Below are 23,443 nucleotides of genomic sequence, written 5' to 3' on the forward strand. Positions count from 1 at the left end.
CCCGGACAGGTCTCTCCCGCTCGGCGGTCAGGAGAGGTGGTGGCGCTCCTGCAGCGCGTAGACGGGGGTGTCGATGCCCGCCTCACGCGCCTTGAGCTGCAACGCCAGGTACAGCGAGTAGAACCGGCTCTGGTGCAGGTTGCCGCCGTGGAACCACAGGTTCTGCTGCTGGGTGGGCTTCCACATGTTGCGCTGCTCGCCCTCCCAGGGACCGGGGTCCTTGGTCGTGTCCGAGCCGAGGCCCCACACCTTGCCCACCTTGTCCGCGACGTCCTGGCCGACGATGTCGGCGGCGAGGCCGTTCATCGACCGGTAGCCGGTCGCGAACACGACGAGGTCGGCGTCGAGCTCGGTGCCGTCGGCGAGCCGCACGCCCTTCTCGGTGAACTCCTGCATCTGCCCGCGGACCAGCTTCACCTTGCCGTCGGCGACGAGCTCGGCGGCACCGACGTCGATGTAGTAGCCCGAGCCCCGGCGCAGGTACTTCATGAACAGGCCGGAGTCGTCGTCGCCGAAGTCCAGCTCGAACCCGGCCTCCTCCAGCCGCCGGTAGTAGTCCGCGTCGACCTCGCGGGCCTTGTCGTAGGCGGGCTTCTGGAAGGTGTGCATGATCCGGTACGGCAGCGACGCGAAGATCATGTCGGCGGTGTGGGTGTCGACGCCCGCCTTGACCGCGCGCTCGGAGTAGAGATCCCCGAGGCCGTACTCCATCAGTGTGTCGGACTTGATGATGTGGGTGGACGAGCGCTGCACCATGGTGACGTCGGCGCCGACCTCCCACAGCGACCCGCAGATGTCGAACGCGGAGTTGTTCGACCCGATGACCACGACCTTCTTGCCCCGGTAGGCGTCCGGGCCGGGGTGCTGCGACGAGTGCTGCACCTCGCCCCGGAACTGCTCCCTGCCCGGGAAGTCGGGGATGTTCGGCTTGCCGGAGACGCCGAGCGCGATCACCAGCTGGCGCGGGCGCAGGGTGATCTGCTCGCCCGCCTTGTCGACGACGACGCTCCACCGGCCGGACGCCTCGTCGAACTCGGCGCTGCGCGCGGTGGTGGAGCCCCAGTAGTTCAGCTCCATGATCCGCGTGTAGAACTCCAGCCAGTCGCCGATCTTGTCCTTCGGCGCGAACACCGGCCAGTTGTCCGGGAACTTCAGGTACGGCAGGTGGTCGTACCAGACCGGGTCGTGCAGGGCGAGGCTCTTGTAGCGCTTGCGCCACGAGTCGCCGGGCCGCTCGTTGCGCTCGACGATGATCGTGTCGACGCCGAGCTGGCGCAGCCGGGCACCCAGCGCGATACCGCCCTGGCCGCCACCGATGATCACGACCTCGGGGTCGCGGGTGCGCCCCAGCTCGGCCAGCTCGGCCTCGCGGCGCTCCTTCCAGGTGACCCGGTCCGGGTTGGCGCCGTGCTCGGTGCCGAACGGCCGGTTCTCCCCGCGGGGCTCCTCGTGCCCCTTGAGCTCGTCGAGGGTGGTGAGGAAGGTCCACGCCTTCCCGTCGACGATGCGGACGTGCCCGGAGCCGCGCCCGACGGCGGTCTCGAAGGTGAACCACCCGTCGGTGACACCACCGGCCTCGGTCGGCTCGGCGGACAGCGTCCAGTGCGACGGGTCGGTCGCGTCCAGGGTGTTCCGGAGCAGGTCACGGACGCCGTCGTGGTGCTCGACGGTCTTCAGGTTCCAGGTGAACGCGACCAGGTCGCGCCAGTAGCTCTCGTCGGCGAACAGCGCGACGGCGCGGTCGATGTCACGGGCGGACAGGGCGTCGGCGAAGGCGGTGAGCCAGCCCTCCGCGGTCGTGCGTGCCGCCGTCTTCTCCTGCGTGGTGGTCACGGGCACCTCCTGCGAGCGGTTCGCCACGACCGGGGCGGCGCTCGCCGTCCTGCCGCGGTCGTCGGGGCAACGGAGGTGAGTGAACACCACGCGCGTGACCCACGACACCGGTTGCGGGGAGGTTGCAACCGCCGCGCGGTGCGGCAAGCTCGTGCCCTGTGCGGGTGTTGGTGGTCGAGGACGACGCGGGCGTGGCCGGCGCGGTGGTCGACGCCGTGCGGGCCCGCGGGCACGGCGTGCTGCACGCGGCCACCACGACCGAGGCCGCCGAGCTGCTGGGCGAGGCCGAGCTGGTGCTGCTCGACCTGGGCCTGCCCGACGGCGACGGCCTGGGCCTGCTGCACCGCCTGCGCCGGACCTCGGCGGTGCCGGTGATCGTCCTGACGGCGCGCTCGGCCGAGCACGACGTCGTCCGCGGCCTGCACCTGGGCGCCGACGACTACCTGGTCAAGCCGGTGCGGTTGCGCGAGCTGCTGGCCCGGATCGACGCCGTCGCCCGCCGGGTCCCGGCCGGGACGGCGGCCCCCGGGGTGGTCGAGGCGGACGACGTGCGCGTCGACCTCGACGCGCGGCGGGTCACCGTCGGCGGCACCGAGACCGCGCTGACCGCGACGGAGTTCGCGGTGCTGGCCGCGCTGGCCCGCCGCCCCGGGGTCGCGGTGAGCCGCCGCCAGGTGCTCGAGGAGGTGTGGGGCGACGGGAGCATGGCCGCGTCCCGGTCGCTGGACGTGCACGTCGCCGCGCTGCGCGCCAAGCTCGACCGGCCCGGGCTGCTCGCGACGGTGCGCGGGTTCGGCTTCCGGCTGGGCCGGTGACGGCGTGCGCCGCCGCCTGCTGCTGGTGCTGTCGCTGTTCTCCCTGCTGACCGTGGCCGCGTTCGTCGCCCCCCTGCTCGACCAGCGCGCCACCGCGCGGGCCCAGGTGTGGACGCTGACCCGGTCCGACGACCTGGACCGCTTCGTCGCGCTCGCCGCGCTGGTGGCCGGGGGCGACGACACGGTGCGCGACGACCTGGACCGCGGCGCCCGCCGGCACGCCGAGCTGTACGGCGAGGGGGTGCTCGTCGTGGACGCGCAGCGCCGCACCGTGGTGTCCGCGGGTCTGGAGCCCGGCGACCCCGGTGTGCCCGCGGCGCTCGACGCGGCACTGCGCAACCAGCCCGCCGACGCGCCCGCCCGGCTCACCCCGTTCGACCGGGACCCGGTGCTGCTGTGGCAGCCGGTCGGCACCGGCACCAGGGCCGACGGCGCCGTGCTGCTGCGCGCCGACCCGTCGCGGGCCGCGTCCGACGTCGCCGTGACGTGGGTGCTCGTGCTGGCCGGGGCGCTGGCCGCCGCGGCGGTGTTCGCCGCGATCGCGCTGCTGCTCGCCCGCTGGGTGCTGCGCCCGGTCGGGGCGCTGGCCCGCGGGGTCGGGGCCGTCGCGCAGGGCCGGGCCGGGGAGCAGATCACGGTGTCCGACGGGCCGGTGGAGCTGCGTGCGCTCGCCGAGTCGTTCAACCGGATGTCGGCGTCGGTGCGGGCCGGCGCGGAGGAGCAGCGGCGGCTGGTCGCCGACGCCTCGCACCAGATCCGCAACCCGCTCGCGGCGCTGCGGCTGCGCGCGGACGGCCTGGACCCGTACGTCGGGCCGGGCGGGCGCGCCGCCTACGACTCGACGCTCGGCGAGGTCGACCGGCTGGAACGGCTGCTCGACGGCATGCTCGGGCTGGCCTCCGCGGAGGCGACGGCCTCGGCGGTCGCGGCCGGTGCCGCGGACCCGGCCCGGTGCGACGCCGGGCTGGTCGCCGCCGGCCGGGTCGACGCGTGGCGCCCGGCCGCCGACGCCGCCGGGGTCGTGCTCGACGGACGCGCCGGCCGCCTCGACGGGGGGCCCGACGACGCGACCGACGACGCGACCGACGACGGGGTCGACGTCGACTGGCCGGACACCGACCTGGAACAGGTGCTGGACGTGCTGCTGGACAACGCGGTCCGGCACACCCCGGCGGGCACGACGGTGCGGGTGCGCTGGGCGGGCGGCCCGGACGGGGTCACGGTCTCGGTCGCCGACGACGGCCCCGGCATCGCCGGGACCGACCTCGGCCGGGCCCGGGAGCGGTTCTGGCAGGGAGCCTCCCCCGGCGCCGGGGGCAGCTCCGGGCTGGGGCTGGCGATCGCCGACCGGCTCGCCGCGGCGCACGGCGGGCGCCTCGACCTGGGCCCCGCCGCGGGTGGCGGGTTGCTGGCCACCCTGGTCCTGGGGCGGGCGCGGTGACCGGGACGCGGGCGGCGTCCCCGGGGGACACGGCCGCCCCGCTCCCCCGGCGCACGGTCCTCGGTGGGCTCGGGCTGCTCGGGCTGCTCGCCGCGTGCTCCCCCGGCCCGGACCCCGCGCTGCCGCTGGCCGCCGGCGAGCCGGGTGGGTTCTACGCCGAGTTCTCCGCGCTGCTCGCCGGGGTCGCCGCCGCGGCCGGACCGGCGCTGCGCCCGGTCGTCACCGGCGGGTCGCGGGACAACGCCGTGCTCGTCGCCCGCGGAGGGGCGGCCGTCGGGCTCGCGCTGACCGACCTCGTGCTGGCCGCGCGGGCCGGGGCCGCCCCGTTCACCGCGCCGCTGGAGCTGCGCGCGATCGGCCGCGTCTACGAGAACTACCTGCAGCTCGCGGTGCGGGCCGACACGCCCTTCGCCCGGCTCGCCGACCTCGCCGACCGGCCGGTGTCGCTCGGCGCCCCCGGGTCCGGCGCCGCCCTGACCGGGGCCCGGTTGCTCGCCGTGTCCGGCACCCGGGTCCGGGCCCGCGAGCTCGACCTCGCGACGGCGACGGCGTCGCTGGCCGACGGCCGGATCGACGGCTTCCTCTGGTCCGGCGGGGTGCCGACCCCCGCCGTCGGGGAGCTCGCGGCACGCCGGGCGATCCGGCTGCTGCCCCTCGCCGAGCACCTGCCCGCCCTGCGGGCCCGGTTCGGCACCGGCCCCTACACGGCGGCGGCCGTCCCCGCCGGGGCGTACGGCGCGCCCGGCCCCGTCGCCACCGTCGGGGTGGCGAACCTGCTGGTCGCCGCGCCGCGGCTGCCGGACGCCGACGCCGGCGCCGTGGCCCGCCTGCTCGTCGAGCGCGCCCCCGACCTCGTGCCCGCCTCGGCGCTGGGCACCCAGTACCTCGACCAGCCGGCGCTGGTCGACACCGGCGACGTGCCGCTGCACCCCGGGGCCGCGGCCGCGTACCGCGAGCTGCACGGATGAGACTCCCAAGACCCGGTTAAGAACCGCAGGGCGGCGCCGGGCGCGCTCCTACCGTCGCGTCACCACCTCCGGCGCAACGAGGAGCCCGAGCATGAGCAACGACGCCACCGGACTGCAGCGACACCCGTCCGAACCCCTGATCCCACCGACCGGGCGCGCCCGGTTCCGCAGCCTGGGCCCCGGTCTGCTGGCCGCGGCGACCGGCGTCGGCGCGGGCGACCTGGTCGCGACGATGGTCGCGGGCGCCCAGTACGGCACGGCGCTGCTCTGGGCCGCGGTGCTCGGCACCGTCCTGAAGCTGGCGCTGGGCGAGGGTGTCGGGCGCTGGCACCTCGCGTCCGGCTCGACGCTGCTCGACGGCTGGCGGCACCTGGGCCGCTGGGCGACCGGCTTCTTCGCCGCCTACATCGTGATCTGGGGCTTCGTCTACGGGGCCACCGCGATGTCGGCGGTCGGGCTGCCGCTCAACGCGCTGTTCGGCGGGCTGTCGGTGCGCTACTGGGCGATGATCGCCGGCGTCGTCGGCCTGGCCCTGGTGTGGGCGCAGCGCTACCACGTGTTCGAGAAGTTCATGACCGTGCTGGTGCTGGTCAAGTTCGTGTCCGTGGTGTCGGTGGCGGTGCTGGTATCCCCCGACCTCGGGAACCTCGCGACCGGGCTGGTCCCGACCCTGCCCGCCGGGTCGACGGTCTACGTCCTCGGCCTGATCGGCGGCGTCGGCGGGACCATCACCATGGCCGCCTACGGGTACTGGATGTTCGCGAAGGGCTGGAAGGGCACCGGCTGGCTGTCGATGATGCGCCTGGACAACGCCGTCGGCTACACGATGACCGGCGTCTTCGTCGTCGCGATGCTCGTCGTCGGCTCCACGATGCTGCTCGGCCAGGACCTCACCGAGAACGACCGCGGCCTGCTGACCCTGGGCGAGGCGCTCGGCGCGAGCTACGGCGAGTGGGCCCGCATCCTGTTCCTGGTCGGCTTCCTCGCGGTCACCTCCAGCTCGCTGTTCGGCGTCTGGAACGGCGTGAGCCTGCTGTTCGCCGACCTGGTCCGCACGCTGCGCCTGCCGCACGGGAAGGCCGCCGCGACCGCCGGCACCGAGGCCGCCGTGGGCGGGACGGCGACCGTCGCGGCCGACGGCGAGGCCGCGGGCGGGAGCCGCGAGGGCGCGTTCGTCTCCACCGTCGTCGAGCGGTCGCGGCCCTTCCGCGGCTACCTGCTCTGGCTGACCTTCCCGCCGATGATGCTGCTGTTCATCGACCGGCCCTTCGGGCTGACCCTGGTCTACGGGGTGCTCGGCTCGGTGTTCATGCCGTTCCTCGCGGTCACCCTGATGCTGCTGCTCAACTCGCGGCGCATCCCGGCCGCGGGCCGGTCCGGGTGGCTGTCGAACGTGCTGCTCGGTTCCTCCTCGGCGCTGTTCCTGACGCTCCTGGTGACCGACCTCCACCAGCGCTTCTTCTCCTGAGCGGGTCGCGGGGTCGCGGGGTCGGCGTCCGTCCGCCGGCAGGTCCGCGATCCCGCGCGGGGTGGCTCGGGCAGGTCAGGACCTGCAGGACGTCCGCCCCGTCAGGCCGCGCCGGGAGACGACGGGGTCCGCTCGCCCGCCTCGACCGGCACGTCCAGGGTGTTGCCGGCGGGCGGCAGCGGGCAGGTGGCGTGCGCGGTGAACGCGCACGGCAGGTTCACCACCCGGTTCAGGTCCACCTCCAGCGTCCCGTCCGGCGCCGGGTCGTCGGTGCGCAGGATGCGGCCGCCGCCGTAGGTGGTGTCCCCGGAGGTGGCGTCGCGGAAGTGCAGCGACAGGCCGCCGTCCTTCCCGGCCAGCGCCACGAGCCGCTGCGGGGCACCGGCCCAGGTGAACGCGACCTCGCCGACCGCGGTCGGGAAGTGCTGCAACCCGGCGACGACGGCGTCGACCGTCACCGTCCGCGGCGCGTCGTAGGGGGTGAACACGGCGTCGACGACGGCGGCCGGGTCGTAGGGCCAGGCGGGCACCCCGGTGAACGCGGTCCGGGTGCGGGCCTGCGGGTCGCGCACGCGCAGCGCCCACGAGTCGGTGCGCCGCGCGATCTCGACGACCCGCTCCCCCACCGCGATCATCACGCCGGGGGCGCCGTCGACGGGCCGGACGTGCGCGGTGCCGTCGAGCGGTCCGGTCGCGCCGGGCAGCACGACCCCGTCGGCCGCGACGGCGGTGACCGCGACCTCGTCGGGTCCCGCGGCGCGCCAGGTCCCGGGCAGCCCGGGTACGGCACCGGCACCGTCGTCGAGTCAGTGCAGGGCGGTCAGGGACAGCCAGCCGTGCGGCTCGCGGAGGGTCTGCTCGCGCGCGGCACGCCACGCGTCGTGGGCGGTGAGGGTGCTCGTCATGTGGGGGCAACACCCCACCCGGGCTGAGGTGTTCCCCCGGTGCCGCGGCTCAGTGCACGCGGCGGCGGACCGACTCCGGGTCCGGGCGGGTCAGCGCGATCACCCCGCCGAGCGCGACGAGGACACCGGCCAGCGCCGCCCCCTCCCAGCCGGGCCGGATCCGGTCGCCGAGCAGCGCGATCCCGACGAGACCGGGCACGACCACCTCGGTCACCGACAGCACCGCCGTCGCCGGGCCGACGGCGCCGTCCTGCAGGGCGCGGGCGAAGGCCAGCACCCCGAGCACCCCCAACGCGACGACGCCGTACACCAGCGGGTCGAGCAGCAGGCTGCCCGCGGTCTCCCACCGGAGCGGGCCGGGGTGGATCGCGCGGACGGCCAGCGCCGTGCCGCCGAAGCCCAGCCCGGCCAGCAGCGCCAGCAGCATCGGCCGCCCGGCCCGCCACACGAACGGGGCGGCGGCGAGGATCACCACGAACGACACCAGCAGGACCGGGGTGGCCACGGGGGGCAGCGCGTCCGGGCGGTCCGGCTCGGCGCTCGCGGCGACCACGACCAGCCCCGCCAGCACCGCGGCGACCGCCCACCGGTCGCGCCGGATGAGGTTCCACGGGTTCCAGCCGTGGTCGGCCAGCGTGGTCAGCGCGATCGCGCCCGCCAGGATCGACTGCACCGCGAAGACCGGCAGGTACCGCAGCGCGACGACGGTGAGCACCCAGGCCACGACGTCGGCGAGCAGCCCGGCCAGGAACCACGGCTGCAGCCACACCGGGCGCCCGTACTTCGCCAGCCTGCTGCCGCGGGCCTCCCAGAGGGCGGCGACGGTGTTGCCGACCATCGCGGTCGCGGCGATCAGCAGGGCGAACAGTGTGGTCATGTCCGGGCCCATCCTGCCCGCCCGCGGCACGATCTGCTCCGGACACGCCGATCGGCGCCCGTGGGTGTGGTGGCCGGTGCCGGGCGTGCACACTCGGCGCATGCGCATGCGGTTCGGCCCGGACTCCGACGACGAGTTCCACGCGGCCGCCCAGGAACTGCTCGACGGGTTCGCGGCGTGGCTGACCGAGAACGAGGTGGTCGCCGAACCGATGTCGGCGGAGCTGCTGCTGCAGTACAAGTGGCTCGCCGGCGACGGCGACCTCGCCGACTGGCCGCTGGAGCACATCGAGACCTTCCTCGACGGCTGGTGCCCGCACATCGTGCTGGAGCACCGGCTGCCGGTGCGGCTGGTGCCCGCCAGCGTCGCCGCGTTCGTGGAGTTCCTCGACGAGCGCGGACTGCTGGCCCCGGGCTCGCCGCGGCCGTCGCAGGTGCGGCGGCTGTGCGGCGAGTACGTCGAGGAGTACGACGAGCTGGAGGCCGGGGCCGGGTCGCCGCTGCTCACCGAGCTGGGCGACGACCCGGACCCGGTGCGGATCCCCTCGCCCGCCGACCGGGCGGCGTCCGCGGCGCAGGCCCGGATCCTGCACGACGCGCGGGCGCTGGCCGGCTGGTGCGGCCCGCGCGGCCGGGCCCTGACCGCGACGGGCAACCTGCGCCTGGCCGACGCCCGCGAGCTGGTCGGCCTGCTCGGCACCGGCGACGAGCCGGACCGCGTCGCCCGCCTCGACCGCTCGACCCGGCTGCGGACCCTGACCTGGGTGCTGGAGACGAGCGTGCGCGCCGGCGCCGTCCGGCGGGAGTCGGGGCGGCTGGTGGCGGTGCCGCGCTTCGCCGGGCTGGACGACACCTCCGCCCACGAGGACCTGGTGCTCGCCGCCCGCGAGGTGGGCGCGCTGTCGACCGGCTGGCCGCACGTCGCCGCCGAGGACACCGCGGACCCGGACCTGCCCGTCCGGGAGGCCGCGCCGATCGCGGTCGACGACACCGCACCCGACGCGGACGTGGTGTTCACCGGCGAGATCGACGACGAGGCGATCGAGGCACTGCTGCGCGCCGAGGAGGGTCCGCCGTCGGAGGACGCGACCCCGGCCCTGCTGTTCCTGCTGCGCCACGTCGACGACGGCGTCGACCACGACGACCTGCGCCACGCCCTGGACGTGCTGCTCGACTGGACCGAGGACGCGGACGGGGACGCCGACGTCGCCTCGCTCCGGACCGCGACGCTGCTGGAGCAGCTGGAGCGGCTCGGGTTGGTCGAATGGGCCGGGTCGCGCCACGAGCCCGACGGGGCGGAGGAGGTCCGGGTCGGCGGGATCGTGCAGCTCACCCCGGGCGGGGTCGCGTGTGCGCTCCTGCTGCTCGCCGCGGAGGACCTGCACTACCCGACCCGGCCGGACCCGGCGGTCGCCTCGGCCGCGGAGATCGTCGAGCTGGCCGGGGAGGTCCCGCCCGACGAGTGGCGCCGCGACATCGACGCCTGGCACGCCGCGCAGCCCGATCCGGCGCGGGCGGTGGCCGAGTTCGTGGCGGCGGCGCTCGCACCGGGCCAGACCCTGCTCGTCGCCCTCACCGCGACCGGCGTGGCCGCGGACCGCTTCGGCGCCGAGGCCGTCGACACCCTGCTGCACGACCACCTCGACGGCCCGCACCGCGGCATGGTGGCGCGCCGGCTGGTCGCGCGCGGCGAGATCGACGCCGACGCCGTCGAGCCGGAGCTGCTGCTCACCGCCTCGATCGACGTGCTGGCCGTCGCGCTGGACACCGTCGACGCCGAGGACTGGCCGGACGCGTTCGCCGCCGAGTTCCCGCCCGAGACCCTCGAGGTGTTCGACGCCGTGTGGCAGCTGGACCACCCGCGGGTCGGCGAGGTGCTGGCCGCGCTCGGCGAGCACCACCCGGACGCCGCGGTGGCCACGGCCGCACGCCGGGCCCGGGAACGCTGGCGCAGCCGGACCGGGGGCGCCTGAGCCGTCGGGCGCAGCCGCTCGCCGCGAACCCCGACGCATGCGAACATGTGTTCGTGCGCGGCCTGGCCACCATCCTGCATGCCGACCTGGACTCGTTCTACGCGTCGGTCGAGCAGCGCGACGACCCGCGCCTGCGGAGGCGGCCGGTGATCGTGGGCGGCGGTGTCGTGCTGGCCGCGAGCTACGAGGCGAAGGCACACGGTGTGCGGACCGCCATGAACGGCCGCCAGGCGCGGGCGCTGTGCCCGCAGGCGGTCGTCGTCCCACCGCGGATGGCGGCCTACTCCGAGGCGAGCCGCCGGGTGTTCGCGCTGTTCCGCGACACGACCCCCGAGGTCGAGGGACTGTCGATCGACGAGGCGTTCCTGGAGGTCGGCGGCCTGGCGAGGATCGCGGGCACGCCCCGGGAGATCGCCGCGCGGCTGCGCGAGCGGGTGGCCAGGGAGGCGGGGCTGCCGATCAGCGTCGGCGTGGCCCGCACCAAGTTCCTCGCCAAGGTGGCCAGTGGGGCGTCGAAACCGGACGGGCTGCTCGTCGTCGACCCGGCACGGGAGCGGGAGTTCCTGCACCCGCTGCCGGTGCGCAGCCTATGGGGCGTCGGGGCGGTGACGGCGGGGCGGCTGCACGAGGTGGGCGTGCGGACCGTCGCCGACGTCGCCGCGCTCGGCGAGGCCGCGCTCGTGTCCTACCTGGGGCCGGCCGCGGGACGGCACCTGCACGCGCTCGCGCACCTGCGGGACCCCCGCCCGGTGGACACGCACCGGACACGCCGTTCGATCGGGTCGCAGCGGGCCCTGGGCCGCCGCCCGCGCACCGACGCCGAGCTCGACGGCATCCTGGCCTCGACCGTCGACCGGCTGGCCCGGCGCCTGCGCGCCCCCCGCGGGTCCGACCGCGACGAGCCGGACGAGACCCTCGACCCTCTCGGCGCCGCGGGGGGCGGGCGGGTCTGCCGCACCGTCGTGCTGCGGGTGCGGTTCGGCGACTACGCCCGGATCACGCGCTCGCACACGCTGCCGGTCGCGACCGCGCACACGCCGACGATCCTCTCGGCCGCCCGCCGGCTGCTGCACGACGCCCTGCCCGACATCCACGCCCGCGGCATCACCCTGCTCGGCCTGTCGCTGACCAACCTGGACCGCGACGACGCCCTGCAGCTGGAGCTCCCCCTCGACGCCCACGCCGGCCCGGCCCTGGACACCGCGCTCGACGCCGTCCGCAGCCGGTTCGGCTCGGCCTCGGTCGGCCGCGCCAGCCGCCTCGGCCACGACGAGGGGCTGCAGGTGCCCCTGCTCCCCGAACACGAGTGATCGTCAACCCGAGGTTGACGAAAGACGGTCGTCAACTTACGGTTGACGCATGACGCCACCGACGCCCCTGGGCGGCACCGTCCGCCTCGACGACCTCATCCACGCCATCACCTCGGTCCACCAGGACCCGCTGGAGCAGCTCTCCGACGCCGTGCTCGCCGGGGACCACCTCGGCGAGGTCGCCGACCACCTGATCGGCCACTTCGTGGACCGGGCCCGCCGGGCCGGGGCGTCGTGGACCGACATCGGCCGCAGCATGGGCGTCACCAAGCAGGCCGCGCAGAAGCGGTTCGTCCCCCGTCCGGACGCCCCGGAGAACATGGCCCAGGGCTTCGAGCGGTTCACCCCGCGGGCCCGCAACGTCGTGGTCTCCGCGCAGAACGAGGCCCGCACGGCCGAGAACGACCGGATCACCCCGGCGCACCTGGTCCTCGGCCTGCTCGCCGAGCCGCAGGGGCTGGCCGTCGCGCTGCTGACCGGGCTGGGCACCGACACCACGGCGCTGCGCGAGGCCGCCGTCGCCGCGCTCCCGGAACGCGCGACGACGGTGCCCGCCCTGATCCCGTTCGACCCGGCCGCGAAGAAGGCCCTGGAGCTGACCTTCCGGCACGCGCTGCGGATGGGGCACAACTACGTCGGGACCGAGCACGTCCTGCTGGCCCTGCTGGAGCAGGAGGACGGCGACGGTGTCCTGACCCGGTCGGGCGTCGACGATGAGCGGGTGGAGCAGGCCGTCACCGAGGCGATCGCCGCGATGACCGGGGGCGGGGCCGGGGAGAGCTGACGGCGGGGTGGAGACGCCGTGGCCGGGGCGGGACCCCGGGCGGGCTCAGGTCGCGAGCTCGATGCTCCCCCGCACCGACTCCGGTGCCCCGTCGGACCCGGCCGCGACGTCGATGCGGTCCCCGTCCGGGGTCCCGCCGACCCAGACGTCGGCGCCGGCGAAGGCGGGAGCGGTGAGGCGGTACTCGAAGCCGCGCACGAACGCCGTCGGGCGGTGGCGGCGCGCGATCTCCAGGCCGAGCAGGGCGAACAGCGGGCCGTGCACGACCAGACCGGGGTAGCCCTCGACGCCGGTGACGTAGGGCAGGTCGTAGTGGATGCGGTGGGTGTTGTAGGTCAGCGCCGACATCCGGAACAGCAGCTCCGGGCCGGTCGGCACGGTGAAGGCCCACTCGTGCTCCGGGCGTGGTGCCGGGTCCGGCGCGACCGTGCCCCGGACCGTGCCGGCCGGCTGCGAGCGGTAGACGATGTCCTGCTCCTCGACGCAGAGCAGCGTGTCGCCGCGGCGGAACTCCGCCCGCGTCGTCACGAACGCCATCTCGCCGCTGCGGCCCTGCTTGACCCGGACCGGGCCGAGCTCCTGGCGGCGGGTCACCGGTTCGCCGACCCGCCACGGGGCGTGCCAGGTCAGGCGTCCGCCGGCGAACATGCGTCGCCGGTCCGGGACCGGCGGCAGGAAGTGGCCCTCGCGGGGGTGGCCGTCGTCGCCGAGCGCGGACATCGGCGGGGTGTCGAGGAAGGCGAGCCAGTGCCACAGCGGCGGGAGCGGGTCCCCGTCGGCGGCGACCGGGTCGAGGTCGAGCAGCCCGGAGAACGCGGCGACCGACCACGGGGTGACGGTGTCGGTGCCGACGAGCGGACCGGGGGCCCAGCCGTCGAGGGCGGCGGCCAGGTCCGCGGGGGCGTCGCCGGGGCCGGTCACGACGCGACCTGGTAGCGGGTGTGCTGCAGGATCGTCCAGGCCACCAACGCCGGGTTGTCCACCATCGGCACGTGCCCGACGCCGGGGAGCACCACCAGCTCGGCGCCGGGGACGGCGTCCATCATCGGGCGGCCGTAGCGGCCGTAGGGGATGGTGCGGTCGGAGCCCGACCAGGCGATCCGCACCGGGCAGGGCAGCTGCTCGAACGGGGCGATCGCGGTGTCCATCCGGGCCGCGGACAGCAGCGGCTCCAGGATGGTGCAGCCGGCGAGGTCGTCGAACAGCTCCGCGACCTCCTCGGGGGTGTAGCGGTCGGTGTGCTCGGCCAGGGTGAGCAGCAGCAGCCTGCGGATCACCCCGCACGAGGCCAGCGCACGCACCGGCGCCCAGCCGGCGAGCAGCGCCCCGATCCGGAACGTCGCGAGCAGCCGGTACAGGTCCGCGGGCACCGACCAGGCCCCGGCCGGGGACAGCGCGACGACCGACCGGGCCCGGCCGCGACGGGCCAGCTCCAGCGCGGCCCAGCCGCCGAGGGAGTTGCCGACCACGTGCGGCCGCTCGGGCACACCGATCGCGTCGAGCTGCTCGGTCAGGCCGTCGACCAGCAGGTCGACGCTGAACTCGCCCTCGGGCATCGGCGGGCCGTCGAGGTGGCCGGGCATGGTCACCGCCCAGACCTCGTGGTGCTCCTCCAACATGGGCAGCAACGGCTTCCAGGCCCGCCACGACGAGGTCATCCCGTGGAGCAGCAGCAGCGGCTCCCCCGAGCCGCCGACGTGGTACGCGCTCATCCGACGATCATGGGCTCCGCGGCCCCGGGCTGCAGCGCGAGGACCTCCGCGAAACCGCCGGCCAGGCAGCGGGCGAACTCCTCGCGGTCGGTGATCGCGGCCGCGTCGATGTTGGCGCCGACGCAGCACTGGTCCCCGTGGGTGACCACGGAGATCATCGCGGCGCAGCCGGGCAGCGGCGCGAACGGGTAGACGCGGTCGATCCGGGCGCCGCAGAGGAACGCCTCGGAGCGCAGCCCCGGCACGTTCGACGCCTGGAGGTCGTTGCCCTGCGTCGACCCGCCCGCGACCAGGGTCAGCAGCGGGCCGGGCAGCCGGGCCAGCAGCGGCGCGACGACGTCGGGGCTCTCCAGTGCGGGCTCCTCGCGGGCCGCACGCATCTGCTCCCCCACCTCCCGGATCCTCCGGGCCGGGTCGGCGATGCCCATCGGCGCGGCGAGCCGGGCCGGCGCCCAGCGGTTGCCGCCCGCGGCGTCGCCCTCGCGGCGCACCGACACCGGCACCGAGGTGCGCAGCGTCGCGTCGCCGGTGACCGGGTGCCCCATCGCCTCGTGGTAGAGCCGGAACCCGCCGAGCAGCGAGGCGACGAAGGCGTCGTTGAACGAGCCGCCCACCGACTTGCCCGCCGCGCGCAGGTCGGCGAAGTCGACGTCGAGCGCCACGAACCGCCAGGACATGCCACGCGGGCGCAGCAGCTCCGAACCGCCGCCCGGCGGCGGGGACAGCACCCGCAGCGCCGAGTCGAGGTAGCGGGCGGTGTCGCGGGCCGCCGAGAGCGGGTGGGTGAGCGCGCCGACGACGTCGCGGGCGGCACGGGCGGCCGCCGGGACGATCCCGGCCTCGCGGCGGACGAGCCGGTCGACCTCGGCGAGCGGGTCGGGCGAGGTCGGCTCGGGCGCGGCGGGCTGCGGCTTGGTGTCGTCGTGCTCGCGCTTGCGGCTGTGCAGCTGCGACAGGAGCTGGACCACGCCCATGCCGTCGGTGAGCACGTGGTGCAGCTTCAGCAGGAACGCCGCGCGCCCGCCGGGCAGCCCCTCGACGAGCATGGCCTCCCACGGCGGCCGCTCCCGGTCGAACGGGGTCATCATGAACTGCTCGGCGATCGGGGACAGCTCCGCCCAGAAGCCCGGTCCGGCGCCGGGGATCCGCACCCGGCGCAGGTGGTAGTGCAGGTCGAACTCGACGTCGTGGATCCAGTACGGCGTGCCGAGCCCGCCCAGCGGCTCCCGGATGCGCTCGCGGAAGCGCGGGACCATCCGCGTCGCCCAGTCCACGGCGGCGACGAGCCGGTCCCAGTCGGGCTTGGCGTCGAGCAGCTCGACCGCCAGGACCGGGGACCGGAAACGGGGGTCGTCGCCCTCGGCCCGCCACATCATGACCTCGAACGGCGACATCTCGCGGGCCGAGCCCCAGCCCGCCGGGGAGTCGCTCATGCCGGGTCCTCCTGGCTGTCGTCGCTGCGGTCGTACTGCTGGGCGATGCGGCGCTCCGGCCACGCGGCGAGCGTGTCGAGGAACCGGCCGCGGACCTCCTCGGCGTACTTCCCGGCGTCCTCGGGGACCCAGGACGAGGTGTCCACCGGGGGCAGGACGGCGACCTGCACGGTGCCGCCGCGCAGGGTCTGGGCGCCCCGCCACATGATCTCCCCCGCGTTGCGGATGACCACGGGCACGATCGGCACTCCGGCCTGCATCGCGATGTGGAACGCGCCCTTCTTGAACGGGCCGAGCCGGGGCGTCGGCGAGCGCGTGCCCTCCGGCGCGATCGCGAGCGAGATCCCCTCGTCGCGCAGCTTGTCGACGGCCGGCTGCAGCGCCGCCCGGGCGGCGCGGGAGTTGGAGCGGTCGATGAACGCGACGTCGGCGGCCCAGAACAGCTGTCCCCACACGGGGATCTGCGCGGCCTCCTTCTTCGCGACGCCGGTGAAGTTCTCGCGCAGCAGCTTCATCAGCACCGGCACGTCGAACTTCGACTGGTGGTTGAACACGAACACGCACGGCCGGGCGGAGTGGAGGTACTCCGCGCCGGTCACCTCGACGTCGATGCCGGCCAGCCCGAAGCCGACGTCGGCGCCGACCGAGCCCGCCATGTCGACGAAGCGGCGCCGCGAGCCGTGCAGCAGGCCCGCCCCGGCCGCGGCGGCCAGCCCGGCGGCCATGCCGCCGTAGAAGACCGCGGTGCGGGCGACGTCGGTGACGCTGGGGAACAGCCCGCCGCGCGGCGCGCAGTCCAGGACCGGCCAGCCCCTCTCGCCGGCGAGCGCGCGCAGCGAGTCGGTCGGTGAGACCGCGACCGCGTGGCCGACCGCGGACAGGAACTCCGCGTCCTCGGTGCCGTTGGCGTAGCCGAAGCAGTCCGCCAGGTCGACGCCGTGCGCGGCGGCGTCGGCGCGGACCGCCTCGGCCTTGCCCGCGCCCCACAGCGAGGTGCCCGCGACGCGGCCGGTGAGCACGCCGTCGCGCACCTCCAGCTCGGTGCACAGCACCCGGTCCGCGCCGAGCTCGTCGGCCATCGGCTGCACCTGGAACCGGGTGGCCGAGGACGCCATGACGACCTGGTGGCCCTGCTCCTGGTGGGCGGCGACCAGCTCCCACACCTCCGGGTGCAGCGAGCCCGCGATCTCGTCGCGGAACAGCGTCCGCCCGAGGGCGTGGAGCTCGTCCTCGCTGCGGCCCTTCCAGGTCGCGAGCGTGATGGACAGGAACTCCTTGAAGTCGTCGTCGGTGCGGATCCCGCGCATGCCCGACAGCACGGTGCGCACCATCTCGACCGGCCCGACGTCGAACTCGCGCAGCCGTCTGCGGTAGAAGGCGCCCGCGGAGTAGCCGTCGATGACGGTGCCGTCGTAGTCGAAGTACGCGACCGTCCCCGGTCCCGGCTCCGCCTCCCGGATGGCCCGGAGCCGGTCCCGGGTGTCCCCGGCCGGCGTCCCGTCAGCTGGCGACACCCGTATCCCCTTCCACACGCTGCTCCGTCCCGGACGGCGGGACCACCGGTGACACCGGGACGGCCCCGGGCACCGCCGTCCCGCCGGAGCCGAGGACCACCTCGAGGCGGGCGCGCTGCAGCTCGCCCAGCCGTCCCAGATCGTGGATCACCGCGGTGACCTCCGCCAGCCAGGCCGCGCGCCGCTCGCCCAGGGGCGCTCCGGCCGCGCCGGACTCCGGTTCGCCGAGCAGGTCGCGGTTGTCGGCCTGGCGCACTGCGGTGGCGTACAGCTCACGCGACACCGAGTCGGCGCGGTCGACCCGCTGCTGCAGCAGCATCTGCCGCCCGACGCCGAGGCAGTCCTCCAGGAACTCCTTCTCGTCGGTCATCGGCTCCTCGCCCAGGGCGGCGAGCCGGTCCGCGACGACGAGCTGGGCGTCGAGGAACGACCGCAGCACGCCCGGTGCGACCAGCAGCGGCGCCTGGCGCAGCGCGCCGCGCACGTCGGACGGGTTCGCCGCGCGGGTCCGCCACTCCGGGTCGACCAGGTCCAGCTCGGCGATGATCTCGGCCCGGAACTCGCGGCGGGTGGAGAAGAAGAACTCGAACTTGAGCAGGTCACGCAGCCGGGCCAGCTCGCGCCACGCGACCTCGACGATGTCCTCGTCGGGGTCGGCGTCGCCGACGCGCAGCAGTGCGACCTCGAGCATGGCGCGGTTGAGCAGGTGGTGCAGGGCGCCGTTGCGGTAGAACGCCGCGACGTGGTGGCGGTCGGTGCTGACGGCGAACACCGGCTCGGTGCCGGCGTCGTAGACGGTGACGACACCGGCCTCGGCGAGCCGGTCCAGCGTCATCCGCAGGCCGTGCCGGGTCCGCAGTTCGGCGATCGGCACCGGGATCCCGCGCGCTTCCAGGTAGTCCGCCAGCGGCGCGACGACCTCCCGGACCTGCTGCAGGGTCAGCGCCCGGTCCTGCGCCCAGAGCAGCGCGAACGTCGCGAGCGAGGTCGCCGTCGCCGGGGTGACGCGGTTGATGCCCGCGCACACCCGGAACGCGACCTTCTCCAGCTGCGCGCGGCCGGGGCCGGCGTCCTCCAGGGCGCGGCGCAGCGCGAACGGCTCGGCGAAGCGCACCCGGGCGGTGCCGATGTGGCGGCGCTGGTCGCGGAAGTAGCCGAACAGCCAGCCCAGTCCCTCGGCCTTCTTCTGCCCGCCGCGCTGCTCGGCGGCCATCGCGCCGACCTCGTGCAGCTGGTCGTAGACGATGGACACCGGGACCAGCACGGCGTCGAGCTCCGGGCGCTCCTCCAGCGCGGAGACCAGGTAGCGCAGCAGCCCGATGCGGGGCTTGCGCAGCTTCCCGGTGCGACTGCGGCCGCCCTCGAGGTACCACTCCAGGTTGAAGCGCTTGGACAGCAGGTGGCCGAGGTACTCGGTCATCGCCGCCTTGTAGACGGTGTCGCCGCCGAAGCTGCGGCGGATGAACACGATCCCGGCCCGGCGGCCCAGCGACCCCAGCGGCCAGAACGACAGGTTGTTGCCGCCGAGCACGTGGTTGCGCGGGAAGTTGCGGTCGTGCAGGACCTCGGCGAACAGCAGCGGGTCGGCGTAGGAGCGGTGGCTGGGCAGGAACACCAGCGCGTGCTCCTTGTTGAGCTCCCGCAGCCGCTCCAGGCCCGACTCGTCGACCTGGACGTCCCAGGCCTTCGCGTGCATCGGGCTCATCACGGCCCGGAAGGCGTCGATCGCCGGCGGGCTCTGCACGGCCGCCATCTCGTGCAGGCAGGACTCCAGGTCCCGCTCGATCTCGGCGGCGGGCTTCCCGGTCCGCGCGGCCAGCCCGTCGACGAGCGTCGGGAAGCGGGCCGAGGAGGTGATCTGCTCGACCATCCGGCGCGGCACCTTGTACCGGTCACCGAGGACGCGGCGCTCGGCGCGGTCGCAGGCCAGGATCGCCTGCCGGGCGACGAACCGGGTGAACCCGTCCGAGCCGGGCCTGCCGTTCTCCTGGGCGACGAACCGGGACACCAGGTCGGCGACGGTCGCGGGCTCCCCCGTCACGACCCGGGCCGCGTCCGGGCGGTGCTTCACCATCGACGGGTGCAGCGGCGACCAGGCCATCCGCATGACCGCGGACGTCGCCAGGCCGGTGAGCTTGCGGACCGGGCCGCTGTCCTCCGGCTCGGGGGTCAGCCACGCGACCCGGGCCGGGACGATCACCGTGCCGTCGCCGTGCAGGGCCTCCCCCAGCGCGGACGGCACCTCGCCGTTCGCGCCGAGCGCGACCACGGCGGCGGCCGGGTGCTCCTGTTCGGCCCAGCGGCGCAGGATGCCGCGTTCGGTGTGCGACCGGGCCTGGGTGACGACGACCTCTCGTCCGCCGGTGAGGTCGTTGTTCGTCATGGAGGCCCCCTGTCGGCACGCCCCGCCGCGGTGCGGCGCCTGGGGGGTCAACCTAGTTACCCGCCGGTTGGGCAACAACCCGACGCGGCGGGTCCCGGCGAACTCACACGATCTTGTACGCCTCGGTGAGCACGTGCCGCAGGATCTGCTCCATCTCGTCGAACTCGGCCCGGCCGGCGATCAGCGGCGGCGCCAGCTGGATCACGACGTCGCCGCGGTCGTCGGGGCGGCAGTACAGGCCCGCCTCGAACAGCGCCCCGGGCAGGAACCCGCGCACGAGCTTCTCCCGCTCCTGCGGGCCGAAGGTCTCCCGGGTGTCCCGGTCGCGCACGAGCTCGATCGCCCAGAAGTAGCCGTCGCCGCGGACGTCGCCGACGATCGGAAGGTCACGGAGCCGGTCGAGGGTCGCGCCGAACTCGTCGGCGTGGGACAGGACGTTGCCGTAGAGGTCCTCGCGCTCCATGAGGTCGAGGTTCGCGAGCGCGACGGCGGCCGAGACCGGGTGCCCGCCCCAGGTGTAGCCGTGCGGGAACGTGACGCCGGGGGCGAGGAACGGCTCGATCACCTTCTCCGAGGCGATCATCGCGCCCATCGGCCCGTAGCCCGAGGTCATGCCCTTCGCGCAGGTGATGATGTCCGGGGTGAACCCGAACTTCGCGCTGGCGAACGGGACGCCGTGGCGGCCGAAGCCGGTGATCACCTCGTCGGCGACGAGCAGCACGTCGTGCCGGTCGCAGATCTCGCGGACCCGGGCGAAGTACGACGGCGGCGCGGTCAGGCAGCCGCCGGAGTTCTGCACCGGCTCCAGCACGACCGCGGCGACGGTGTCCGCGCCCTCGAACGCGATGGCCTCCTCGATCCGGTCGGCGGCCCAGCGGCCCAGAGCCTCGGCGTCGCCGTCGAACTCGGGGTGGCGGTAGAGGTTGGTGTTGGGCACGCGGAACCCGCCGGGCGCCAGCGGCTCGAAGTCCTTCTTCATCGCAGGCAGCCCGGTCACGGCCATCGCCCCGTGCGTGGTGCCGTGGTACGCCGTCGCCCGGGAGATCACCTTGTGCTTGAGCGGGCGGCCGCGGAGCTTGAAGTACTGCTTGGCCACCTTCCAGGCGCTCTCGACGGCCTCGCCGCCGCCGGAGGTGAAGAAGACCCGGTTCAGGTCGCCGGGGGCGAGGTGGGCCAGCCGCTCGGCGAGCTCGGCCGCGGGCGGGGTCGTGTAGCCCCAGACCGGGAAGAACGCCAGCTCCGACGCCTGCTTCGCGGCGACCTCGGCCAGCTCACGCCGCCCGTGCCCGGCCTGCACGACGAACAGGCCGGCGAGGCCGTCGAGGATGCGGCGGCCGCGGTCGTCCCACAGGTGCACGCCCTCGCCGCGGGTGATGACGGGGATCGGGTTCGCGCCGTCGCGGCCGTGCATCCGGGCGAAGTGCATCCAGAGGTGTCGGCCGGCGGCGTCGGCGTGCGGCGAGAGGGCGGGCGCGTCCGGGGTGGCTCCGGCCTCGGTCCGGGTCGTGTTCTCGACGGCGGTCACGTGGGGCTCCCTCGGTAGCGGCGCGGTACGCCTCCGATCGTCGGCGCCGCGGCGGCCCCGGTCAGGGATACGATCCGTATCGTCCTGGGCCTCCTGGCGGACGGAGTGGATCCCGGTGCACCCGACCATCGCCGACGTGCTGGCCCGTCCGGAGGTCCGGGCCGGGGCACCCGCCGTACGGGCCGGGCGGGCGGCGCTGGGCACCCCGGTGCGCTGGGTGCACGTCAGCGAGGTCGCCGACCCGGCCGGGACGCTGCCGCCGGGGGTGCTGGTGCTCTCGGTCGGGGTGCCGGTGGCCGACCCCACCACCGTCCCGGCCCGCTACGTCGACGCGCTGCGGGCCGCCGGGGCGGTCGGGCTGGTCGTGGAGATCGGCCAGCAGCTGCCGTCGCTGCCCGCCGGGCTGGTGCAGGCCGCCCGGGCGGCCGGGTTCCCGCTGGTGGAGCTGCGGCGCACGGTGCGTTTCGCCGAGATCGTCGCGGGCGTGCTGGGGCAGGTCGTCGCCCGCCGCGACGACGACCCGGGGCCGCCGGGCGCCGAGGCCGCGTTCCGGTCGCTCGCCCTGCACCGGGTGCCGCCGGGGCGCGTGGTCGGGGAGCTGACCCGCCGGATCGACGCGCCCGTGGTGTGCGAGGACCTCGCGCACCGGGTGCTGCTCACCGCGGGCGGTCCGGACCTGCGGGACTGGGCGGCGCGCTCGCGGCTGGCCGGGCCCGCCGGGCCGGAGGGCTGGGCGACCGCGCCGGTCGGGCGGCCCGGGGCGCGGTGGGGGCGGCTGACGGTGCCGTCGCGGCCGACGCCGGGCACCGCCGACCGGGTCCGCGCACTGCTCGACGCCGCCGCGGACGCGGTGTCGCTGCTCGACCCGTCGCCCGAGGGCCTGCTGCGGTCCGCCCGCGACGCGCTGGTGGCCGACCTGGCCGCGGCGGTGCCGTCCGACGCCGGACGGCTGGCGGTGCGGGCCCGCGCCGCCGGGCTGGACACCGAGGGTCCGCTGTCGGTGGTGGCGCTGCGCCCGGCCGGGGACGACGCCCCCGAGCGGGCCGTCGACCCGGAGCAGGCCGTCGACGCGGCGCTCGCCGTCGTCGCACCGGGGGCGACGGTGGTCTCCCCCGCGCCCGGGGAGCTGGTCGTGCTCGTGCCCGGCGACGGCGGCCCGCTGCTCGCCGCGCTGCCCGCCACGGTGGCCGCGGCGACGGCCGGGCCGGGCCCGTTCGCCGCGGTGGCGGACCTGCTGCGCCGGGCCCGCGACGACGCGGCCGCGCACGCCGCGACCGGCGGCCGCGGCCCCGTCCGGGTGCCCGCGCTGCGCGGGCTGGTGCACCGCCTCGGCGACGACCCGGCCCTGCTCGGCTTCGCCGCGGACGTGCTCGGCCCGGTGACGGCGCTGCCCGCCGCCGCGCGCGCCGACGCCCGGGACACGCTGTGGGCCCTGGTCGAGGCGGGCGGGGTCGTCGCCGACGTCGCCCGCAGGCTCGGGGTGGGCCGCCCCGCCGCCTACGCCCGGCTGCGCCGCCTGTCCGGCCTGCTGGGCCTCGACCTCACCGACCCCGAGGTGCGGACGGCACTGCACCTGGCCCTGCTGGTCGACGCCCGCGCCGCCCGCTGAGCCCGCCGCTCAGGGCCGGTCGGCCCACAGCAGCGTCGCCGAGCCGAGGGTGTCGGTGACCGTGTCGTGCAGCGGCCGCCCGTAGCCCGCGGCGACCTCGCGGACCGGGCGGGCGGTGACCGTCCAGCCGTGGCGGCGCAGCCAGTCGTCGCAGGACTCGGTCCGGGGCTCGGCGAAGAACAGCTCGCGGACGTCGGTGGTGTGCAGCATCTCCCGGGCCGCCGCGCGGAACGACGGCTCGTCCGCGATCCGGTCCACCTGGTCGCCGAAGTGCTCGACGGCGATCCGGCTGCCCGGCACCGACAGCGCGTGCACCCGCTCGAACAGGAGCTGCTCGGCGTCGGCGGGCAGGTAGGGCAGCAGCCCCTCGGCCAGCCAGGCGGTCGGCCGGTCCGGGTCGAAGCCGGCCGCGGCGAGCGCGGCGGGCCAGTCGTGGCGCAGGTCGACCGGCACGGTGACCCGGCGCGCGGTGGGCGCGATGCCCGCCCCGGCGACGACCTCGTCCTTGAAGTCCAGCACCTTCGGCTGGTCGACCTCGAACACCGTGGTCCCGGCGGGCCACGGCAGGCGCAGGGCCCGCGCGTCGAGGCCCGCGGCGAGCAGCACGACCTGGGTCGTCCCGGCGCCGGTCAGGGCCTCGTCGAAGAACCGGGAGCGCACGCCCTGGTAGCCGGCCTGCACGACCCACGGGTCGGCGGCGTCGTCCGGGTCCTCCGGCACGGCCGACAGCGTCCCGGCCGCGTCGACGAACCGCTGGGCGTACGGGTCGTCGACCAGCCGGTCGGCGCGGCGGGTCTCCAGTGCCCGCCCCGCGGCGACGGCCAGGGCGGTGGCGCCCACGCTGCTGGTGATGTCCCACTGATCGTCGGCTGTGCGCATGACGATCACGCTAGG

18 protein-coding genes are annotated in these 23,443 nt (G+C 75.7%); 8 read left to right on the forward strand and 10 right to left on the reverse strand.

Features of this window, described 5'->3' with window-relative positions:
- Positions 1 to 27 precede the first annotated feature (27 nt).
- Positions 28 to 1,833 (reverse strand): NAD(P)/FAD-dependent oxidoreductase, encoded by a 1,806-nt coding sequence (locus KPL60_RS15170; protein ID WP_145983032.1) that lies wholly within the window; start codon positions 1,831 to 1,833, stop codon positions 28 to 30.
- Positions 1,834 to 1,991: 158 nt separating this feature from the next.
- On the opposite strand from KPL60_RS15170, the gene KPL60_RS15175 reads away from it, so the two are divergent.
- The 4 genes from KPL60_RS15175 to KPL60_RS15190 all read left to right on the forward strand — a co-directional run bounded on the left by KPL60_RS15175 (position 1,992) and on the right by KPL60_RS15190 (position 6,525).
- Positions 1,992 to 2,648 (forward strand): response regulator transcription factor, encoded by a 657-nt coding sequence (locus KPL60_RS15175; RefSeq protein WP_226366228.1) that lies wholly within the window; start codon positions 1,992 to 1,994, stop codon positions 2,646 to 2,648.
- Between the two features lie 4 nt (positions 2,649 to 2,652).
- Positions 2,653 to 4,089 (forward strand): HAMP domain-containing sensor histidine kinase, encoded by a 1,437-nt coding sequence (locus KPL60_RS15180; RefSeq protein ID WP_226366229.1) that lies wholly within the window; start codon positions 2,653 to 2,655, stop codon positions 4,087 to 4,089.
- Positions 4,086 to 5,057, forward strand: a complete 972-nt coding sequence (locus KPL60_RS15185; protein WP_226366230.1) for a TAXI family TRAP transporter solute-binding subunit — start codon at positions 4,086 to 4,088, stop codon at positions 5,055 to 5,057. Before KPL60_RS15180 ends, KPL60_RS15185 begins: the two co-directional genes overlap by 4 nt.
- A 91-nt stretch (positions 5,058 to 5,148) precedes the next feature.
- The gene (locus KPL60_RS15190; RefSeq protein ID WP_226366231.1) at positions 5,149 to 6,525 is read left to right on the forward strand and encodes an Nramp family divalent metal transporter; all 1,377 of its coding nucleotides are present in this window, start codon (positions 5,149 to 5,151) and stop codon (positions 6,523 to 6,525) included.
- Between the two features lie 101 nt (positions 6,526 to 6,626).
- Here KPL60_RS15190 and KPL60_RS15195 read toward each other — a convergent pair whose 3' ends face one another.
- Both KPL60_RS15195 and KPL60_RS15200 read right to left on the reverse strand, forming a co-directional pair.
- Positions 6,627 to 7,232 (reverse strand): DUF1684 domain-containing protein, encoded by a 606-nt coding sequence (locus tag KPL60_RS15195; protein WP_226366232.1) that lies wholly within the window; start codon positions 7,230 to 7,232, stop codon positions 6,627 to 6,629.
- 247 nt (positions 7,233 to 7,479) lie between these two features.
- Positions 7,480 to 8,307 carry a hypothetical protein gene (locus KPL60_RS15200; protein WP_226366233.1) on the reverse strand — a complete coding sequence of 276 codons (828 nt, stop codon included), beginning with the start codon at positions 8,305 to 8,307 and terminating at the stop codon, positions 7,480 to 7,482.
- Between KPL60_RS15200 and KPL60_RS15205 the strand changes: the two genes are divergently transcribed.
- Genes KPL60_RS15205 through KPL60_RS15215 form a run of 3 tightly spaced genes read left to right on the forward strand, consistent with a single transcriptional unit; the run spans position 8,306 to position 12,373 of the window.
- Positions 8,306 to 10,279: a hypothetical protein gene (locus tag KPL60_RS15205; protein WP_226366234.1), complete on the forward strand. Its 1,974-nt coding sequence runs from the start codon at positions 8,306 to 8,308 to the stop codon at positions 10,277 to 10,279. The two genes, KPL60_RS15200 and KPL60_RS15205, sit on opposite strands and share 2 nt — an antisense overlap.
- A gap of 47 nt (positions 10,280 to 10,326) precedes the next feature.
- On the forward strand, positions 10,327 to 11,589 hold the full coding sequence (gene dinB / locus KPL60_RS15210) for a DNA polymerase IV (protein WP_226366235.1): 1,263 nt from the start codon (positions 10,327 to 10,329) through the stop codon (positions 11,587 to 11,589).
- A 49-nt stretch (positions 11,590 to 11,638) separates the two neighbouring features.
- Positions 11,639 to 12,373 (forward strand): Clp protease N-terminal domain-containing protein, encoded by a 735-nt coding sequence (locus KPL60_RS15215; RefSeq protein ID WP_226357793.1) that lies wholly within the window; start codon positions 11,639 to 11,641, stop codon positions 12,371 to 12,373.
- Positions 12,374 to 12,418: 45 nt separating this feature from the next.
- Here the strand turns inward: KPL60_RS15215 and KPL60_RS15220 are convergent, their stop codons facing one another.
- The 6 genes from KPL60_RS15220 to KPL60_RS15245 all read right to left on the reverse strand — a co-directional run bounded on the left by KPL60_RS15220 (position 12,419) and on the right by KPL60_RS15245 (position 20,940).
- On the reverse strand, positions 12,419 to 13,294 hold the full coding sequence (locus KPL60_RS15220) for a MaoC family dehydratase N-terminal domain-containing protein (protein WP_226366236.1): 876 nt from the start codon (positions 13,292 to 13,294) through the stop codon (positions 12,419 to 12,421).
- Positions 13,291 to 14,085 (reverse strand): alpha/beta fold hydrolase, encoded by a 795-nt coding sequence (locus KPL60_RS15225; RefSeq protein WP_208821835.1) that lies wholly within the window; start codon positions 14,083 to 14,085, stop codon positions 13,291 to 13,293. The genes KPL60_RS15220 and KPL60_RS15225 overlap by 4 nt, the downstream gene beginning before the upstream one ends.
- Positions 14,082 to 15,518: a wax ester/triacylglycerol synthase domain-containing protein gene (locus KPL60_RS15230; RefSeq protein ID WP_226357796.1), complete on the reverse strand. Its 1,437-nt coding sequence runs from the start codon at positions 15,516 to 15,518 to the stop codon at positions 14,082 to 14,084. The genes KPL60_RS15225 and KPL60_RS15230 overlap by 4 nt, the downstream gene beginning before the upstream one ends.
- Positions 15,515 to 17,032: an HAD-IB family hydrolase gene (locus tag KPL60_RS34680; RefSeq protein WP_226357797.1), complete on the reverse strand. Its 1,518-nt coding sequence runs from the start codon at positions 17,030 to 17,032 to the stop codon at positions 15,515 to 15,517. The genes KPL60_RS15230 and KPL60_RS34680 overlap by 4 nt, the downstream gene beginning before the upstream one ends.
- A complete protein-coding gene (locus KPL60_RS15240) occupies positions 17,019 to 19,415 on the reverse strand; it encodes a glycerol-3-phosphate 1-O-acyltransferase (RefSeq protein ID WP_226366237.1) in 2,397 nt (798 codons plus the stop codon). The genes KPL60_RS34680 and KPL60_RS15240 overlap by 14 nt, the downstream gene beginning before the upstream one ends.
- Positions 19,416 to 19,518: 103 nt before the next feature.
- Positions 19,519 to 20,940, reverse strand: coding sequence for an aspartate aminotransferase family protein (locus KPL60_RS15245; RefSeq protein ID WP_226366238.1), 1,422 nt, complete (start codon positions 20,938 to 20,940; stop codon positions 19,519 to 19,521).
- Positions 20,941 to 21,055: 115 nt separating this feature from the next.
- Between KPL60_RS15245 and KPL60_RS15250 the strand changes: the two genes are divergently transcribed.
- On the forward strand, positions 21,056 to 22,549 hold the full coding sequence (locus KPL60_RS15250) for a PucR family transcriptional regulator (protein WP_226366239.1): 1,494 nt from the start codon (positions 21,056 to 21,058) through the stop codon (positions 22,547 to 22,549).
- 9 nt (positions 22,550 to 22,558) lie between these two features.
- Here the strand turns inward: KPL60_RS15250 and KPL60_RS15255 are convergent, their stop codons facing one another.
- On the reverse strand, positions 22,559 to 23,428 hold the full coding sequence (locus KPL60_RS15255; protein WP_226366240.1) for an SAM-dependent methyltransferase: 870 nt from the start codon (positions 23,426 to 23,428) through the stop codon (positions 22,559 to 22,561).
- Positions 23,429 to 23,443: the final 15 nt, after the last annotated feature.

The sequence above is a fragment of the Pseudonocardia sp. ICBG162 genome, from assembly GCF_020496225.1.
In the GTDB taxonomy this organism is placed as follows: Bacteria; Actinomycetota; Actinomycetes; order Mycobacteriales; family Pseudonocardiaceae; genus Pseudonocardia; species Pseudonocardia alni.